Annotated in this window: 16 protein-coding genes and 1 pseudogene; 8 read left to right on the top strand and 9 right to left on the bottom strand. The window is 64.8% G+C overall.

Annotated features, from left to right (window positions below; genetic code table 11):
• Positions 1 to 2: 2 nt before the first annotated feature.
• The 4 genes from CJU94_RS21835 to CJU94_RS21820 form a co-directional block, all read right to left on the bottom strand.
• Positions 3 to 278: a helix-turn-helix domain-containing protein gene (locus CJU94_RS21835; RefSeq protein WP_095420788.1), complete on the bottom strand. Its 276-nt coding sequence runs from the start codon at positions 276 to 278 to the stop codon at positions 3 to 5.
• Positions 275 to 1,252, bottom strand: a complete 978-nt coding sequence (gene epsC / locus CJU94_RS21830; protein WP_095420787.1) for a serine O-acetyltransferase EpsC — start codon at positions 1,250 to 1,252, stop codon at positions 275 to 277. Before epsC ends, CJU94_RS21835 begins: the two co-directional genes overlap by 4 nt.
• Positions 1,253 to 1,294: 42 nt before the next feature.
• A complete protein-coding gene (locus CJU94_RS21825) occupies positions 1,295 to 1,762 on the bottom strand; it encodes a rhodanese-like domain-containing protein (RefSeq protein WP_095420786.1) in 468 nt (155 codons plus the stop codon).
• Positions 1,763 to 1,969: 207 nt separating this feature from the next.
• Complete coding sequence (locus CJU94_RS21820) at positions 1,970 to 2,227, bottom strand: hypothetical protein (protein WP_095420785.1); 258 nt, start codon at positions 2,225 to 2,227, stop codon at positions 1,970 to 1,972.
• A 246-nt stretch (positions 2,228 to 2,473) separates the two neighbouring features.
• On the opposite strand from CJU94_RS21820, the gene CJU94_RS21815 reads away from it, so the two are divergent.
• Positions 2,474 to 2,623 carry a nitroreductase family protein gene (locus tag CJU94_RS21815; protein WP_244221046.1) on the top strand — a complete coding sequence of 50 codons (150 nt, stop codon included), beginning with the start codon at positions 2,474 to 2,476 and terminating at the stop codon, positions 2,621 to 2,623.
• Positions 2,624 to 2,762: 139 nt separating this feature from the next.
• The gene (locus CJU94_RS21810; protein ID WP_095420784.1) at positions 2,763 to 3,575 is read left to right on the top strand and encodes a VOC family protein; all 813 of its coding nucleotides are present in this window, start codon (positions 2,763 to 2,765) and stop codon (positions 3,573 to 3,575) included.
• A 160-nt stretch (positions 3,576 to 3,735) separates the two neighbouring features.
• Here CJU94_RS21810 and CJU94_RS21805 read toward each other — a convergent pair whose 3' ends face one another.
• From CJU94_RS21805 to CJU94_RS21790, 4 genes are read right to left on the bottom strand one after another with little or no spacing between them, the layout of a single operon-like run.
• The gene (locus CJU94_RS21805) at positions 3,736 to 4,536 is read right to left on the bottom strand and encodes an ABC transporter ATP-binding protein (protein WP_095420783.1); all 801 of its coding nucleotides are present in this window, start codon (positions 4,534 to 4,536) and stop codon (positions 3,736 to 3,738) included.
• Positions 4,533 to 5,402, bottom strand: coding sequence for an ABC transporter ATP-binding protein (locus CJU94_RS21800; protein WP_095420782.1), 870 nt, complete (start codon positions 5,400 to 5,402; stop codon positions 4,533 to 4,535). The genes CJU94_RS21805 and CJU94_RS21800 overlap by 4 nt, the downstream gene beginning before the upstream one ends.
• Before the next feature lie 11 nt (positions 5,403 to 5,413).
• Entirely contained in the window at positions 5,414 to 7,237 is a 1,824-nt protein-coding gene (locus CJU94_RS21795) for an ABC transporter permease (RefSeq protein WP_095420781.1), read from the bottom strand.
• Positions 7,238 to 7,277: 40 nt separating this feature from the next.
• The gene (locus CJU94_RS21790) at positions 7,278 to 8,369 is read right to left on the bottom strand and encodes an ABC transporter substrate-binding protein (RefSeq protein ID WP_425272229.1); all 1,092 of its coding nucleotides are present in this window, start codon (positions 8,367 to 8,369) and stop codon (positions 7,278 to 7,280) included.
• Positions 8,370 to 8,794: 425 nt separating this feature from the next.
• Between CJU94_RS21790 and CJU94_RS21785 the strand changes: the two genes are divergently transcribed.
• From CJU94_RS21785 to CJU94_RS21765, 5 genes and pseudogenes are all read left to right on the top strand, one after another.
• Positions 8,795 to 9,817, top strand: a complete 1,023-nt coding sequence (locus tag CJU94_RS21785) for a LysR family transcriptional regulator (RefSeq protein ID WP_095420779.1) — start codon at positions 8,795 to 8,797, stop codon at positions 9,815 to 9,817.
• Positions 9,814 to 11,304 carry an NAD(P)-binding domain-containing protein gene (locus tag CJU94_RS21780; protein ID WP_095420778.1) on the top strand — a complete coding sequence of 497 codons (1,491 nt, stop codon included), beginning with the start codon at positions 9,814 to 9,816 and terminating at the stop codon, positions 11,302 to 11,304. The genes CJU94_RS21785 and CJU94_RS21780 overlap by 4 nt, the downstream gene beginning before the upstream one ends.
• Before the next feature lie 24 nt (positions 11,305 to 11,328).
• Positions 11,329 to 11,907: a CMD domain protein gene (locus CJU94_RS21775; protein WP_095420777.1), complete on the top strand. Its 579-nt coding sequence runs from the start codon at positions 11,329 to 11,331 to the stop codon at positions 11,905 to 11,907.
• Positions 11,904 to 12,479, top strand: coding sequence for a peroxidase-related enzyme (locus tag CJU94_RS21770; protein ID WP_095420776.1), 576 nt, complete (start codon positions 11,904 to 11,906; stop codon positions 12,477 to 12,479). Before CJU94_RS21775 ends, CJU94_RS21770 begins: the two co-directional genes overlap by 4 nt.
• A gap of 128 nt (positions 12,480 to 12,607) precedes the next feature.
• Positions 12,608 to 12,868 (top strand): annotated as a pseudogene (locus CJU94_RS21765) (ABC transporter substrate-binding protein); the annotation flags it as partial.
• A gap of 60 nt (positions 12,869 to 12,928) precedes the next feature.
• Here the strand turns inward: CJU94_RS21765 and CJU94_RS21760 are convergent.
• A complete protein-coding gene (locus CJU94_RS21760) occupies positions 12,929 to 14,518 on the bottom strand; it encodes an ABC transporter substrate-binding protein (RefSeq protein WP_095420775.1) in 1,590 nt (529 codons plus the stop codon).
• Between the two features lie 368 nt (positions 14,519 to 14,886).
• Here CJU94_RS21760 and CJU94_RS21755 point away from each other — a divergent pair, with 368 nt between their 5' ends.
• The gene (locus tag CJU94_RS21755) at positions 14,887 to 16,095 is read left to right on the top strand and encodes an LLM class flavin-dependent oxidoreductase (RefSeq protein ID WP_208645417.1); all 1,209 of its coding nucleotides are present in this window, start codon (positions 14,887 to 14,889) and stop codon (positions 16,093 to 16,095) included.
• Positions 16,096 to 16,139 lie beyond the last annotated feature (44 nt).

The following is a 16,139-nucleotide window of genomic DNA, read 5'->3' as shown; positions in this document are numbered from 1 at the left end:
ATCTAGCTCGCCGATGCGGGATCGACGAACGCAGCGCGCGCGAATGCGGCGATGCCCGCGGGGTCGGAAGCCGGGGTGAGCAGGTGCTCGATCGGCACCTGGAATGCGCGGGCCAGTTTGTCGACCGTGACGATCGACGCGATCGCGGAGCCGCGTTCGACTTCGCCGACATACGAGCGGTTGAGTCCGGCGTACTCGGCCAGTTGCTCCTGAGACCAGCCGCGGGTCTCGCGAAGCCGCCGCACCGCGGCACCGAACTCCCTGACCAGTCCGCTCATCGTGCGGCCCTCGCCGCGACAGCGGTGGCGTCCGCATGACCGCGCGGCGAGCGCCCGGCATTCACGGCGGCGCCAGCGCCCTCGTTGCGCGACACGGCCTGCGTCACATGCGAGCCCGGCGCGACGTCCTGCGTCAGCCACACATTGCCGCCGATCACCGAACCGCGGCCGAGCGTGACGCGGCCAAGAATGGTCGCGCCCGCGTAGATCACCACGTCGTCCTCGACGATCGGATGGCGTGCACGGCCTTTTTCCAGGTGACCCTGCGCATCGCGTGGAAAACGCTTCGCGCCGAGCGTGACGGCCTGGTAAAGACGCACGCGCTCGCCGATGACCGCCGTTTCGCCGATCACCACGCCGGTGCCGTGATCGATGAAGAACCCCGCGCCGATCTTCGCGCCGGGATGGATATCGATACCGGTTTGCGCATGCGCGAGTTCGGCGACAATGCGGGCGAGCAGCGGCAAGCCCAGCCCATAAAGCTCGTGTGCCAGCCGGTGATGGATCATCGCCAGCACGCCCGGGTAACACAGCAGCACTTCGTCCACGCTGCCGGCTGCGGGGTCGCCGTGAAACGCCGCCAGCACGTCGCTGTCGAGCAGGCTGCGAATCGCCGGCAAGCGCGCCGCGAACGCGCGCACCGCCATGTCCGCCTGCGCTTCGATCGTGGCGGCGGGCGGCGGCTGATGCCGGCTGCGGTAATGCAACTCCAGCCGCGCCTGGCTCAGAAGCGCATGCAGCGCGGCATCGAGCGCGTGCCCGACGTAGAAGTTTTCGCTTTCCTGACGCAGGTCGGGCGGACCCAGCCGCATCGGAAACAGCACGCCCTTGAGCGTATCGATAATCTCCGCGAGCGCCTCGCGCCCCGGTAATTCGCGCCCGCCCGGTTCGAGCGAGCGCTTCTGCACTTCGCGCCATTGCTGGCGGACCGTCTGAAGCGCCTCGACAATCTCATCGACATCAAACACAGCCACAGCGGTGACTCCCGTAAAGTGCAGCGTGGACGATCTGGCTCTTCAGTCCTGAATCCACGGCAGCCCGTGAAAGCGCCAACCATTGCTGGCGCCACGCCGTTGCGCGTCGTCCAGCTCGCCTTCGAAACCTTCCAGAACGTTGAAAACCTGCGTGAAGCCCGCCTTCGCGGCAGCTTCCGCAGCCAGCGCGGAACGGTTGCCGCTGCGGCACAGCAGCAGCACGACTGCATCCTTGCCCGTTCTGGCTTCCAGTTCACGCACAAAGCGCGGATTGCGCGTCAGACCCGTCCCGGTCGCCCACGCGACATGCAGACTGTCGGGCACGAGTCCGACGAATTTGCGCTCTTCGGCGGTGCGTACGTCCACCAGCACGGCCGCGCCAGCCTGCACGAGCGCCCATGCATCCTGCGGCGACACGCCACCGGCGTAGGAAAGGCCGGCTTCGCCGGCACGGGCGCGGGCGGCTTCGAGCAGCGCGTGGGCGGGTCGTTCTACGAGTTCAAGCGTCATGACGTCTCCTTCGATATCGCGCGCATCCTTACGCGCCGGTTCAAGACGACGGCGAAAGCAACCGCCTATAGCCATCAGGAGACACTATGAAAGATCCACGGCCGAAGCCGAACCAATTAATTGTGATTTCTAAAGAAGCATCGGTTTGCTCGCTCCCGCTTGCGACCATCCTGCTCCGCGCCGGCCTGCTTCGCACTCGCCGCGCCGTCATTGCGGCGGCATCTCCAGCGGCACGACGAACATGCCGGCGGTGTATTCCATATGGAAGTAGCCGCAGCGTGCGTAAGCCGCGATGCGTTCGAGCCGTTCGGACGACTGGGCTCCGTAGTCTCGAACAGACCTCTCGCCGGCGGATTGATCGAACGCATCCGACGCAGGGGGCGCGTGCCTCGACAATTGCTTCTTCAGGGTGCGCACGGGATGCCGGAATCCGGCCCAGAAAAACGTCGCTGAAAGCGTGGCCATACGGCCTCCGTCGATTCATTGCCATACGAACGAATCTAACGGCCTGAAAAAGGAAGCGCAAAGAAGGTTTTGTGGAATGGTTTTCGCGCCATGGATCAAACGCAAATCACCTCCGGCAAACGGAGGCGCAGGAATAACGTTGCGAAAATAAATCGGTTCAGTCGCGCGGCGCGCGCGGATAAAGTGGCTCGGCATCGCTTGGGGCGTCCCCGCGGGGCGTCCTGATTCCAGGCTCGAACGCTTGCCGTGCCGGACAGCTACTCGATCGAGGCCGCTATCGCGATCGGCCGCGCGGGCGACAAGACGTCGCTGCCGCAAGCGCTGCAGGCGCGCGAAGTGCAGAGCCAGCGCGATCCGCTGTCCGTCATCGCGGCGGAAGGGCGACTCGCATTCTGATAGCGGGATCCGGCCCGCGGGCGAGGCGGGTTTTCAATCGTATTCACGCATCGCACTATGCAATCGACAATCCGTTGTTAGTGTTTTTTCCGGCGGCTTCGCATACTCGTCGGCCACCCTCCTGAGGAGTCAAGCCGGCATGTCCCTTTCACTCGACCATATCGTGATCCGCGTGCAGGATCTCGAACAGACCATCAACCATTTCAGCGCGCTCGGCTTTACGGTGCAACGTGGCGGCACGCACGCCGACGGCGCCACCCACAACGCGCTGATCGGTTTCGCGGATGGCAGCTATGTCGAACTGATCGCGTTTCTGCGCGACGCCCCGGAACATCGCTGGTGGGACGCCGGCCATCGCATCGGGGACGGGTTCGTCGATTTCGCGCTCCTGCCGCACTCGGTCGCGGCGACGATAGTTGCCGCTCACGGGCGCGGGTTGCGCTACGACGGCCCCATCGCCGGCGGGCGCGTGCGGCCTGACGGCGAGCGGCTCGAATGGCAGATCGGCAAGCCGCGCAGCGCGGACTTGCCCTTCCTGTGCGGGGATTTGACGCCGCGTCATTTACGCGTCGCCGAAGGTGACGTGCGTCACCATGCCAACGGCGCGCGCGGCGTGGCGAACCTCACGCTGGCCGTGCATGATCTGGATGCCAGCCTCGCCCGATATCGCGCTTTGCTCGGCGAATTCAGCGTGCCGCGCGCGCCGCTGCCCGGCTACGGCATCAGCTTCGCCATCCTGCCGCTCGGCACGACGACGTTGACGCTCGTCAGCCCGTCACGCACGCCACACGAACCCGCTGCTGGTCTGGCATCCGACCTTCGGGACCATCTGGCCACACGCGGTGAAGGGGTCTTCGCCGTCGCATTGGAAACGCAGGCGGGCGGCTCGCCCCGTGAATTCGCACGCGAATTCACGCACGGCGCGACGCTCGAACTCGTGGGCGGTTCCTGATCTGCGACTGTCGGAGAGTCGGCCGTCAACTGGGCGCCGGCGGCATGCCGCACCCGCCGCTCGCCATGGTCATCGCGCCAAACGGCGAGCCTCCTGCCACAGAGGGTGGCGCACGCTCGACAATCGCCCCGAGCACATCGTGAGCGCTATACCATTGCGCTCACGACGCCGTTTCCGCCGCGAGCGATCCGCCAAGATACGCATCGCGAATGCGTTGATCGCCGAGCAGTTCGCTTGCGGTGCCCGACAACACCACGCGGCCGGTCTGCAACACATAGCCGCGATGCGCGATCTGCAAGGCCAGGCTCGCATTCTGCTCGACCATGAAGAACGTGATGCCCTGCCGGTTGATGGTCTGGATCAGTTCGAGCACCTTGTCGACATAGAGCGGCGACAGCCCCATTGTCGGCTCGTCCATGCAAACCAGCGCGGGACGGCTCATCAACGCGCGCGCCATGGCCAGCATCTGCTGCTCGCCGCCCGAGAGCGTACCGGCCCGTTGTGTCAGCCGCTCTTTCACGCGCGGAAAGAGCTCGAGCATGCGTTCGTAGTCCGCGGCGATCCCGGCGCGATCGCTGCGCACAAACGCGCCCATCAACAGGTTTTCGCGCACCGTCATGTCGCCGAAGAGCCGCCGTGCTTCGGGCACGGAAGCGATGCCGCGCCGCACGATCTGCGAGGTCGGCAGTCCGTTCAACGGCTTGCCGTCGAAGCTGATCGTGCCGTTTCGCGGCTTATGCAGACCGAGGATCACTTTCATCGCCGTCGACTTGCCGCTCGCGTTGCCCCCCAGCAGGCTCACGATCTCGCCGCGCCCGATGCTGAGATTCAGGCCGAAATGGACCTGTATCTGCCCATAGAACGTGTCGATCTGGTCGAGTTTCAGCAACGGCTCAGTCATGGCGAGTTGTGTAGTGGGTAAATCGTGCGACGACACCAGGTGCAGGCTTGACGTGCTCATGCGGCGGCCGTTTCGTTGCGGCCGGCCTGCGCGCCGACGTGTCGATGTCCAAGGTAAGCTTCGATCACGGCGGGATCGTTGCGCACCTCGTCCGGTAGACCCGACGCGATCTTGCGGCCGTCGTCGAGTACCAGCACGCGATCGGACAGACGCATCACGAGGTCGAGCTTGTGTTCGATCAGCAGGATGGTGAGCCCGTCGCGTTTCAGTTCGAGAATCAGTTCAAGCATTTCCGCGGTCTCGGACTCGTTCATGCCGGCAGTCGGCTCGTCGAGCAACAGGATGCGCGGACGCAGCGCCAGCGCCCGCGCAATCTCGACACGCCGGCGGTTGGCGTACGAGAGGCTGTGCGCCGGCTCGTCGATGCGAGGTGCGAGGCGTGTGCCGAAACGCGCGAGCAGCGCCTTCACTTCGTCGCGCAATTCGGCTTCCTCGCGGCGCACCGGCGCGGGCCCAATCAGCGCGCGCAGCACTTCGGCAAACGCGCCGACCACGGGCCAGCCGCGCCGCGTCATCGCCAGGCGCGCGTGCGCGCCGATCAGCACGTTATCCAGCACGCTCAGGTTGCCGAACACGCGGCCATGTTGAAACGTACGGGCGACGCCGCGCGCGGCGAGCTGTTCCGGCGCCATGCCGGTCACGTCTTCGCCGCCGAAGCGCACCGAACCCGAGTCGGGCGTATCGATCCCCGTCAGCAGATTGAACAGCGTGGACTTGCCGGCGCCGTTCGGTCCGATCACGCTCACGCATTCACCGCGCGCCACCGAGAGGTTCACCTCGTCGACGGCGACAAGGCCGCCGAAGCGGCGCGTCACGCGCCGCACGTCGAACAGAATGTCCGCGCCAGCGCTGGAAGAAGAAGTCATGGTCGCCTCCGTCATACCGCGCCGAACAGGCCCTGCGGCCGGAAGCGCACCAGCAGAAGCAGAATCACGCCGTAGATCAGCATCCGGTAATCGGCGGCGAAGCGGAACAGTTCGGGCAGGCTGATGAGGGCGATCGCGCCCGCCACCGCGCCCACCACGCTGCCCAGACCGCCGAGGATCACCATCGTCAGTGCAAGGATCGACACTTGCGAGTCGAAGCTCTGGTAGTTGATATAGCTGTACAGATGCGCCGCGATACCGCCGCCAATGCCGGCCGCCAGTCCGCCGCACGCGAATGCGATCGCCTTGTAGCGGTTGGGCCGCACGCCATACGCGCGCGCCGCGACGTCGTCCTCCCGGATCGCGCGCCATGTGCGGCCCAGGTGCGAGCGCAAGAGCCGCACTTGCAGCAGCGCGAGCAGCACGAGTACCGCGAGCGTGAACCAGTACACCGCGCGCACGCCGGTCAATTGCCAGCCGAACAGCGACAACGGCGCAATGCCGGTGATGCCGACCGGCCCGCGCGTCAGGCTGTCCCAGTTCAACACCACGAGCCCGATGATCTCGCCGATACCGAGCGTCGCAATCGACACGTAATGTCCGCGCAGCCGGAACGACGGATACACCAGCAGCGTGCCGATCGCCGCGGTGATCAGCCCGGCGAGCGGAATCGTCACTGCGGGCGACCAGCCCAGATTCACCGACAACAGCGCCGACGCATAAGCGCCGATCAGCAGCAGTGCCGCGTGGCCGAGCGAAATCTGCCCGACGGTGCCCGCGACGAGTGTCAGGCTGAGCGCAAGCAGCCCGTAGATCCAGCCGTTGGTCAGCGTCTGCAGCACGTACGCCGACGGCGTCACGAACGGCACGACGAAGGCGAGCGCCACCACCGCGACGATCACGCGAGGCGGAATTCTGACCGCCTTGCGGTTCGACAGGAACGTGCCCGTGAGTGGCTCGGGCGGCAAGCGGCGGCTCGAACTGAACAGCCCGTTCGGCCGCCAGACGAGAAACGCCAGCAGCAGCACGAACGCAAACAGGTCGCGATAGCTCGTGCCGAACAGCGCCACGCCATAGCTCTCGACGAGGCCCAGCAGCAGGCTGCCGGCAATCGCGCCCGGCACGTTGCCAAGCCCGCCGATCAGCAGCGCGACGACACCCTTCAGCGTGGCCTGAAAGCCCATCGCCGGATCGATGCTGTTGTAGTACATGCCCACCAGCAAGCCGCTCAGGCCGCCGAGCCCGCAGGCGATCGCGAATACGGCCTGATTCACGGCATTCACGTTGACGCCCATCTGCTGCGCGGCATCGCGATCCTGCGCGGTGGCGCGCACGGCCCAGCCGAGCCGCGTGAAGCGCAGAAACACGTAAAGCACGGCCGCGGCACCGATGCCGATCGCCGCGATCAGCAGATCGAGCGAGCCGAGGGTCGCGCCGCCGAGCGAGAGCGTCCATTCCGGCAACGAACTCGGCACCGGGCGTGGGTCGGGGCCGAAGACGATTTGCGCGAGCTGGTCGAGCACGAAACTGATGCCGATCGTGGCGAGCAGCGGCGCGATCCGCGCCGCGCCCTGCAGCGGCCTCAAGCCGATCCGTTCGATGACGACGCCGAGCAGCGCGCAACCCGCGATGGTCGCGACGAGCGCGACCGGCAGCGGCAAGCCGAGCCGCGTCAGACACAGCCAGCCGATGAAACCGCCGACCATGTACACGGAGCCGTGCGCGAAATTGATCAGATGCGAGACGCCGAAGATCAGCGCGAGGCCGACCGCCAGCAACGCATAGATATTGCCGACGATCAGTCCGTTGATCGTGTAGTCGAACCAGGCCGTCATAGCGTGTCAGTCCTGTAGCCCGCGTTTATGGTGGGTTCGATCATTGCGCGTGTACGGCGCTCACGCCGTCCCACAACGCGAATTTGCCGTCCTTGACCACCAGATCCAGGTTCCTGGCACCGGCCACGCGGCGCGTCTGCGGGTCGAATTTGAACTTGCCGAAAATCACGCTCGGCACGTCGTTGATCTTTGCGAATCCATCGTGCACGGCCGTGCGGTCCGCGCCATAGCGGCGGATCACTTCGCTCGCGAGAATCATCGCGTCGTAGGCGCGCGCGGCGAAGGTGTCCGGCTCGGCGCCATATTTGGCGCGATAACGCTGCACGAAGCTCTGCACTTCCGGACGCGGATCGCCGGGGAAAAAGTTCGATTCGGTGTAGACGCCATTCACCGCCGGGCCGCCCAGATCGAGGAATTTGGGCGAATACACCGAGCCGACAGCCGCGATCGGCGTGTGCACCCCGGCCGTTCGCGCCTGGCGAACAATCTGCGCACCGTCTGAATAGTAGGAAATCAGTACGATCGAGTCGGGCTCCGCGCTGCGCACGCGCGTAAGCGTCGCGCGAAAGTCTTTCTCGTTCGGCTGATAGGCCTCTGCCGCGACGACCTGGGCGCCGTTCGCGGTGGCGGCCTTCGCGAAGATGTCTTTACTCGTGCGGCCCCAGTCGGTATTCAGGTACAGCACGGCGATCTTCTTGAAGCCGAGCCCTTTGGTGACGTAACGGGCGAGCATCGGCTGTTCTTCCGCCTGGCTGATCGCCGTGCTCCACATGTAATCGCCGCCCTTGGTGAAGTCCGGATGCGAGTTGGTGAAACCGAACTGCACGAGGCCGGCGCGTTGGTAAACCGGCGACGCGGCCATCGATGCGCCGCTCGACAGATCGCCTAGTTCGAGGAGGATGCGCTTGTCGTCGACGAATTTCTGCGCGATGGCGACGGCCTGGCGCGGATCGCTGCGGCTGTCTTCGAAGTCGTAGTCAAGCGAACGGCCGTTGATCCCGCCGTTGCCGTTGATCTGTTCGAGCGCGAGATCGAAGCCGCGCTTCCACTGTTCGCCGTATTGCGCATCCTGTCCGCTCAGCGGTCCGGTCACGCCGACCCAGTAGGAATCCGCAGCATTTGCGGCGGGCATGGCGCCGCCGAAGGCAATGGTCAGTGCGCCGGCCAGTTGAAGCAGCGCGCGGGCTGCACCGCGCTTGTGGTTCCACAGATTCGACATGCTTTTCTCACGCCATGAAATAGAGTGAGACGATGTAACCATGTCGCCTGGAAGCCGGCCAACGAAGATAAGTGTCAAAGCTTATTCCTGCCCACTCACGAAGCTTATGTGCACGGATGATTAGCGCCGTGCGCCGAGCTTGTTCGGCACCGCGAGTTTGCAAAAAACCCCTTGTTTCATGGGCTTTTTCGCGCTTGCTCCGGGCGGCTGCATGGATACAAGCGCGCGTTCGCGTGCCCGCGGATCGCAACATTCGTCAATTGCATAGCCGAATTTATTATAAGAATCGGGCATGCAAGCGCCTCTAGAATGCACCCATCACATGGATGAGGCATCGCATGGAGTTGCATCAACTCGAAGCGTTCTCAGCGGTCATGTCGACGGGCAGCATCACCGGCGCGGCTCGACTGCTGCGCCGCTCGCAGCCCGGCGTGACGAGAACGATCCAGGATCTCGAACAGGAGATCGGCTACGCGCTGTTCGACCGGAAAGGGCCACGCGTCACGCCGACGGGTCGCGCATTCCAGCTTTACGACGAAGTGGAACGTTCGCTGATCGGCCTCGATGCGATCCGTGCCAGTGCGCGCGCGATCGGCCGCGACGAGCCCACGCCGCTGCGCATCGTGGCGACGCCCGCGCTCGCCGCGGCGCTGGCGCCGCGCGCCATCGCGAAGCTACCCCTGGCGTGCACGCAAGAACGCACACGTGCCGACACGCAACTGCGCAGCGCCTCTGCCGAGCAGGTCGCGCAAGCGTTGCTCTCGCGTGCCGCCGATGTCGGCATTGCCACGCTGCCACTCGATCATGCGGCCCTCGACGTGCACTACATCATTGAAGCGCCGTGCGTGGCCGTGCTGCATCGGGACGACCCGCTCGCGCAAGATGCCGTGTTGCCGCTCGCGCGTCTGGCCGGACAGCCGGTCGCGACGCTCGCCAACCGCTATCGTCTGCGCAACCGGATCGATCGCGCGTTCGATCAGGCCGGCATTGCGCTTCACGTCGCACTGGAAACGAACGCGTCGCTCAACGCCATGATGGCCGCGCAGCAAAAACTCGGCGTCGCCCTTGTCGATCCGGTGACGGCGTTCGGCCTGCGCCTCGCCGATGTCGAAGTGCGACCGCTCGATGTGCCGATTCCGTTTCTGTATGGCGTTGTCACACTGTCCGGCCGAACACGCACCGGCGCGCTCGACGCGATGATCGCCACGCTCGCGGACGTCTCGCACGCTCTGCTGCCGGGCGCGGTGCGTCACGCAGCGTCGCAGCATGGCGCACTGGTCGCTCACGATCGCATGGATAGCCCGGACCGCGCCGGCGATTCCACCTCCTCTTCTCACCGCGACACCGGAGTTCCGGCATGACCGCATTCAACCCGCCGCCCGCCGCCGACAGACTGGCCGCGCTTGAAACCCGGCTTCGCGAAGACCTCGACTGGCTCGAACTTCCCGCGCCGCCCTGGGTGCCCGCGCGAAACGTCGACGCGCAACGCGTGCTCGATGTCGCCATTATCGGCGCGGGCATGGCCGGACTCGCGGCGAGCGCCGAGTTGCGTCTGCTGGGCGTCGACAACCAGCGGCTCTTCGATCAGGCGCCGGCAGGCGAGGAAGGTCCGTGGGTCACCTACGCGCGCATGCAGACCCTGCGCTCGCCGAAACAACTGACCGGCCCCGCGCTCCGCCTGCCCGCGCTGACCTTCCGCGCATGGTACGAGGCCCAGTTCGGTCGCGAGCAATGGAACGCGCTCTACAAGATTCCGCGTGCGCAATGGATGGACTATCTGCGCTGGTATCGCCGCGTGCTCGATTTGCCGGTGCGCAACGATACGCGCGTCACCAGACTGCGCACGCGCGGCGACGGTCTGATCGAACTCGATCTCCTTCACGCACCGGCGACCGGCAGCAGCCAGCCGCAGCGCGAAACCGTGCTGGCGCGGCATGTCGTGCTGGCAACCGGACGCGAGGGCCTTGGCGGCCCGTTCATTCCCGAGCTCGCTCGAGAGCTTCCCGTGCGGCTGCGCGCCCACTCGTCGGATGCGATCGACTTCGCCGCGTTGCGCGGCAAGCGCGTCGGGGTGGTGGGCGCCAGCGCGTCGGCGTTCGACAATGCCGCGACCGCGCTCGAAGCCGGCGCGGCTCAAGTCGATCTGTTCGTGCGCCGCGATGCTTTGCCGCGCATCAACAAGCTGACCGGAATCGGCAGCCCCGGCCTCGTACACGGTTTCGCCCATCTGCCGGACGAATGGAAATGGCGTTTTCTGCACTATTCCGCCCGGACTCAGGCCCCGCCGCCGCGCGATAGCGTGCTGCGCGTCGCGCAGTATCCTCAGGCGAGGCTGCATCTGTCCAGCCCGCTCACGCGCGTGGGCCACGAGGGGGACACGGTGGTCGTCGATACGCCCAAGGGCCGCTACGCGCTCGACTACCTGATCTTCGCGACCGGTTTTCACTCCGAGATCGACACGCGCGACGAGTTCGCGCTGATCGCGCCGCATGTGCGCCGCTGGCGCGACCGCTTCGAGCCCGCGCCTGATCTGCCGAGCGATGACCTCGCGAGCTCGCCCGACCTCGACCGCAACTTTGCGTTGCAGGAACGGATTGCGGGCACCTGTCCGGCGCTCGCGCGCATTCACTGCTTCAATCACGGCGCGAGTCTGACGCACGGCAAAGTCGCCGGCGACATTCCCGCAATCAGCGACGGGGCGCAACGTCTGGCGCGCGCGATTGCCGCGATGCTGTTCGACGCCGACCGGGATGCGCACTACGCGGCGCTGCAGGCCTTCGACACCGCGGAGCTCGCCGGCGACGAATGGGCCGACGCCGACGCGCGCGCAATCGACACCGCTGCCTGACTCTTTTTTACGGACCTCTATTTCATGTCTTCACTGACCGATCGCACATCGGCTGCCGCCGCCGATGACTTCGTTGCCGCATTGGCGGGACTGGCGCCCGATGGCCCCGTCGCCGCGCTGCGCGCCTTCCGCTACGACGCCACCCGCTATACGCAAGGCAGCCACGACGCGCTGTTTTCGAACGATGTCGTCGATCTGACGCTGCGCGAGCGGCTCTACGCGGCCTGGTACGCCGCGCTGCTGTCGCGCTCGGACGGGACCGCGCAAGCGTATCGCGAGCGCTTGCTGGCGCTTGAAACGGCTAGCGAAACGGATGACGAAACGGATGCGGACGCAACCAGCACGGTGCTCGAGGCGATCGCGCAAGCTCGCCCGGCGTCGGTAGGCACGGTTGTGACGACGGACGCGCGACTAGCCGCGATCCTCGTTCACACCGAAGCCGTGGTCGTTCAGCCCGCCGCGACCGGCAAGTCCGCTCTTTCGGCATTGCAGGCGGCCGGCCTGACCACGCGTGCGATCGTCGCACTCTCGCAACTGGTCGCATTCGTCACCTACCAGGTGCGGGTCGTCGCCGCATTGCGCGCGCTGGAGGCACAAGCATGAGCACCGATCACGGCTTCACGTCCCAGACGCTCGGCTGGCGCGCATGGCTCGACACGGTCCCGCTCGCGCAGGCGTCGCCCGCGCAGACCGCGGTACTCGAAACAAGCCACCCGCAAGCGAAGACTTCCGACTATTACCTGCTGCTCGTGCACGAAGCGGAAATCCTCAGGCAGCGCTCCGGCGCGTTCAACAGCATCATGTACGCGCCTCGCGGCCTGTCGCGCGCGGAGCGCGAGCTCGCGAGCACGGTCGTCTCGCGTATCAATGGTTGCGTGTACTGCGCCTCGGTGCATGCGCAGCGTTTCCAGCAACTCGCGAAACGCGACGACGTGATCGAGCAGATCTTCTCGGACCCGCGGACCGCGGGCACGACCGAGCGCGAACGCGCCATCGTCCGGTACGCGATCGATCTCACGCTGCATCCTGAAACGCTCAGCCCTGTCTCGCTCGACGCGCTTCGTCACGCCGGCCTCGACGATACGCAGATTCTCGATTTGAGCCATGCGATCGCGATCTTCGCATGGGCAAACCGGTTGATGCTGACGCTGGGCGAACCGGTGTTTCCAGCCTGAAGCGGGCTTCGCGTTGCATCGAAACCGCCCTGCGCCGGCCAGCGCATATGGATATGCCAATCGCTTGGTTGTCGCCCGGTGGGATGCGTTAGAGACTCGCAGTCCAACTCATTTCGGGGGAACAACTCATGCCTGCCTCGCGCCCTTCCTTGCTGTTCCGGCGTCTCTTCGCGCTCGCCGGTGCCGTGCTCGCGCTGTCCTGTCACGGTGTCTCGTCCGCGGCGCCCGCCAGCGGCGAGCCGGTCTTCTTCGGAGTCAGCGGACCGTTGACCGGCCCGAATGCGCAATATGGCGCTCAGTGGAAAGCCGGCTTCGACCTCGCGCTGGACGAGATCAACAGCCAGGGCGGTATCAACGGCCGCCCCTTGCAGTACGTGTTCGAAGACAGTTAGAGCGATCCGCGCCAAAGTGAGTGTGGGGGCTAGCGACGGCACGCGAGGCCCCCGGTCCTACCGCTGAATATACAGATCGGCAAAGTTCCCACGCAACCCTTCGCCGGTAGGCGCATAGTTCTTTACCTTCTTCGACACCACCGTGATGCTCGGATTCGCACCGAACTCGATCGACGGAATGTCGTCGTGCACGACCTGCTGGAACTGGATGAATAGCTGACGGCGCCTGGCTTCGTCGGTCTCCACCGAGGCGGCTTCGAGCAAGCGGTCGACCTCCGGGTTCGAATAGTGCGCGGCATTGGAGAACGGCAGTCCGATCTTGAAGTTCTTCGACCAGAAAACGCGCTGCACGCCCACCGTCGGGTCGAATACATTGGAGAGCGCTTCGAGCGTGATATCGAAAGCGCGATCGGTATAGGCCTTTTTCACGTAGGTGGCGAAATCATAGCTTTCTATCTCGCCGTCGATACCGATGCGCGCCAGTGACTGACGGACAAAATCCGCGGCACGCGGGTCCTGGAACGGATTAAAGAGCAATCGCAGCTTGAACCGCTTCCCGTGCGCATCGCGCTTGAACCCGGCTGCATCGAGCGCGGCATTCGCTTGCGCCACGTCGTACGGAAAGTAATGAATGTCGGCATCGTGATACTTCGTATTGGCCGCGCCGATCGCCGCCGCGGAAACCTGCCCGTAGCCATACCAGACTACGCGGTTCAATGCATTGACGTCGACCGCCTGTGAAATCGCTTTACGCACCGCCTTGTCTTTGAGGACCGGCGTGTCGAGATTGAAAATCAACTGCTGGTGGTTGCTCACATAGGGCCAATTGGTGGTGTCCACCGTGAAGTCAGGTAGCGTCGTGAAGCGCTTGACGTCGGATAACGGAATCGCCTGGTCGCCGAGGTTGGCCGCGCCCGATTCGAGCGCAGCCGCGCGGGCCGCGCCGTCAGGAAGAAAACGCACGATGATCTTGTCGACGTATGGCCTGGGCTTGTCCCAGTAGTCCGGATTGCGCTCGAGAAGAATGTAGCTGCCGTGCACGAACGACTTGTAAATGAACGGCCCCGTGCCGACAGGCGCGCTGTTATACGGATTGGATGCGATGTCCGTCCCTTCGTACAGGTGCTTCGGGATGATCGGCGACTCGGAACCGGACAGCGCGGTCAGCAGAAACGGCGCCGGCTTCGACAGTTCGATGATCGCGGTGTAAGGGTCCGGCGTCCTGACATCCGTGACGTTCGCGAATGTGCTCCGGCCACGCGGATGCACCTGCTTGAGTGTCAGAATCGAAAAGGCGACGTCGGTGGAAGTCAACGGCTTGCCGTCGTGCCACTTCACGCCGCGACGCAACGTGAAGCGATATTCAAGGCCGTCCTTGCTGACCGACCATGCGGTCGCCAGCAACGGTTGAGGATTGAGGTTCCTGTCGTAGGTCAGCAGGCCCTCGACCACTTTGGGGCCGATCTCCGCATTGCCCCCGGCGGTCGTAGTCAAGGGAACGATCGACGCGGGTTCCGGCGTGACGAGCCATGTCAGGGTTCCACCATGATCGGGCGCCGCCAGGGCGGGCGCCGGGCCGGCGCCGATCAGCGTGAAGACCAATAACGTGGCGCAAATGCTTTCGCGCAAGCCGCTTTTCGAGTTCATACGTGTCCTTTTTATGATGCGAATGGCGGATGGTAAGACGCGTCGAAAGGAACGAAAAGCAAGCAAAACTGATTAGCTTTTCTCGACCGCACTCACATGCCGCAACTCACCCACGATGGTCTGCGGGTTCCTCATGCATACGCGATATCTCCGCTATAGCAGCACGGCTGCGCGGCATCCGTCGCTTCAATTGAAAAGCAGAATTCGTTGTTTTGCATTCCCAACCTTGCGTGATCTACTGCGTTCACGCGAGCGTCGGCGTGGCGCCGCGAATATTTTGCTTCGCACATCACGCGAGATGGCCGACCGCGCCATCGATCGCGCGCTCTTCACGCCAAACGGCACGGACCATCACTGTGACTCAATCCATTTTCGCCGCTGCACCGCAGGATTCGACGACCTCCGCTGAAGCTGCGCGGGCCGCCACACCGTTCGTTCCGGTTCGTTCGCCGGCCGCGTTTGCCGATAGCCCGGTTGCGCGCGCGCTCGAACAGCCCTTGCTGCTGGGACTTTTCCTGCCGATTCAGGCGGGTGGCTGGAGTGCATCGACGCTGCCTCGCAGCACCGACTGGAACTTCGACTACAACCTGGCGCTCGTGCAAAAAGCCGAGGCGTTCGGCTTCGATCTGGTCTTCGCGCTCTCGCAGTGGCTGCCGAAAGGCGGCTACGGCGGCGTATTCAATGGTGAAGCGCTCGACTCGTTCATGTCGCTCGCCGCGATGACGGCACGCACCGAACGCATCATTCTGGTCGCCACCAGCCACGTGCTTTATGGCCCGTGGCATCCACTGCACTTCGCCAAATTCAGTGCGACGCTCGACCACATTTCGAAGGGGCGGTGGGGCATCAATGTCGTCACTGGCCATCGCGCCGTCGAGCATGAAATGTTCGGCTGGCAGCGTATCGAACATGACCGGCGCTACGAACTGGCAGCCGAGTTTCTCGATGCCGTGCAGCAACTCTGGGCGCAGCCTGAGAATTTCACCTTCGCGCCCGCGCTGTCCAGCTGGAAGCTCGACAAGGCGTTCGTCACGCCTAAGCCGAAATACGGCCGCCCGCTTCTGGTGAATGCCACCGGCTCGGACGCCGGCATCGACTTCGCCGCGCGTTACTCGGACGTCGTGTTCATCACCAGTCCGGCCGGCTCCGAAATCGAAGCGGCGTTAGCGGCGCTGCCCGCGCATACGGCGCGCGTGAAGGCGACTGCGGCGAAGTACGGCCGCAAGGTTCGCACCTTGATCAATCCCATGGTGATCTGCCGCGAGACCGAGGCCGAAGCGCTCGCCTATCGCGACGCGATCGTGGCGCATGGTGACGAAGGCAGTTTCCATCGCTTCGAGAGCGACGCGCACGCGTGGCGCGGCAACGCCGAACAGCGCAATCAGGCAGCCGCGCGCGCGGTGGGCGGCAACATCTCGATGGCAGGCTCGCCGCAGCAGATCGCCGACTACATCGTGCGCTTGCATGAGGCCGGTATCGACGGCGCGCAGTTGAGCTTTTTCGATTTTCAGCCAGACCTCGAGTTCTTCGGCGAGCGGGTATTGCCGCTGTTGCGCGAAGCCGGCCTCAGGTTCTGACTACGCGCCTTTCTTCGCATCCAAATGCCGTCTTTCCCTAGTCC

Source organism: Paraburkholderia aromaticivorans (assembly GCF_002278075.1).
Taxonomy (GTDB): Bacteria; Pseudomonadota; Gammaproteobacteria; order Burkholderiales; family Burkholderiaceae; genus Paraburkholderia; species Paraburkholderia aromaticivorans.
The sequence above is the reverse complement of the archived record's forward strand: the minus strand, read 5'-3'. Positions and strand labels throughout refer to the sequence as shown.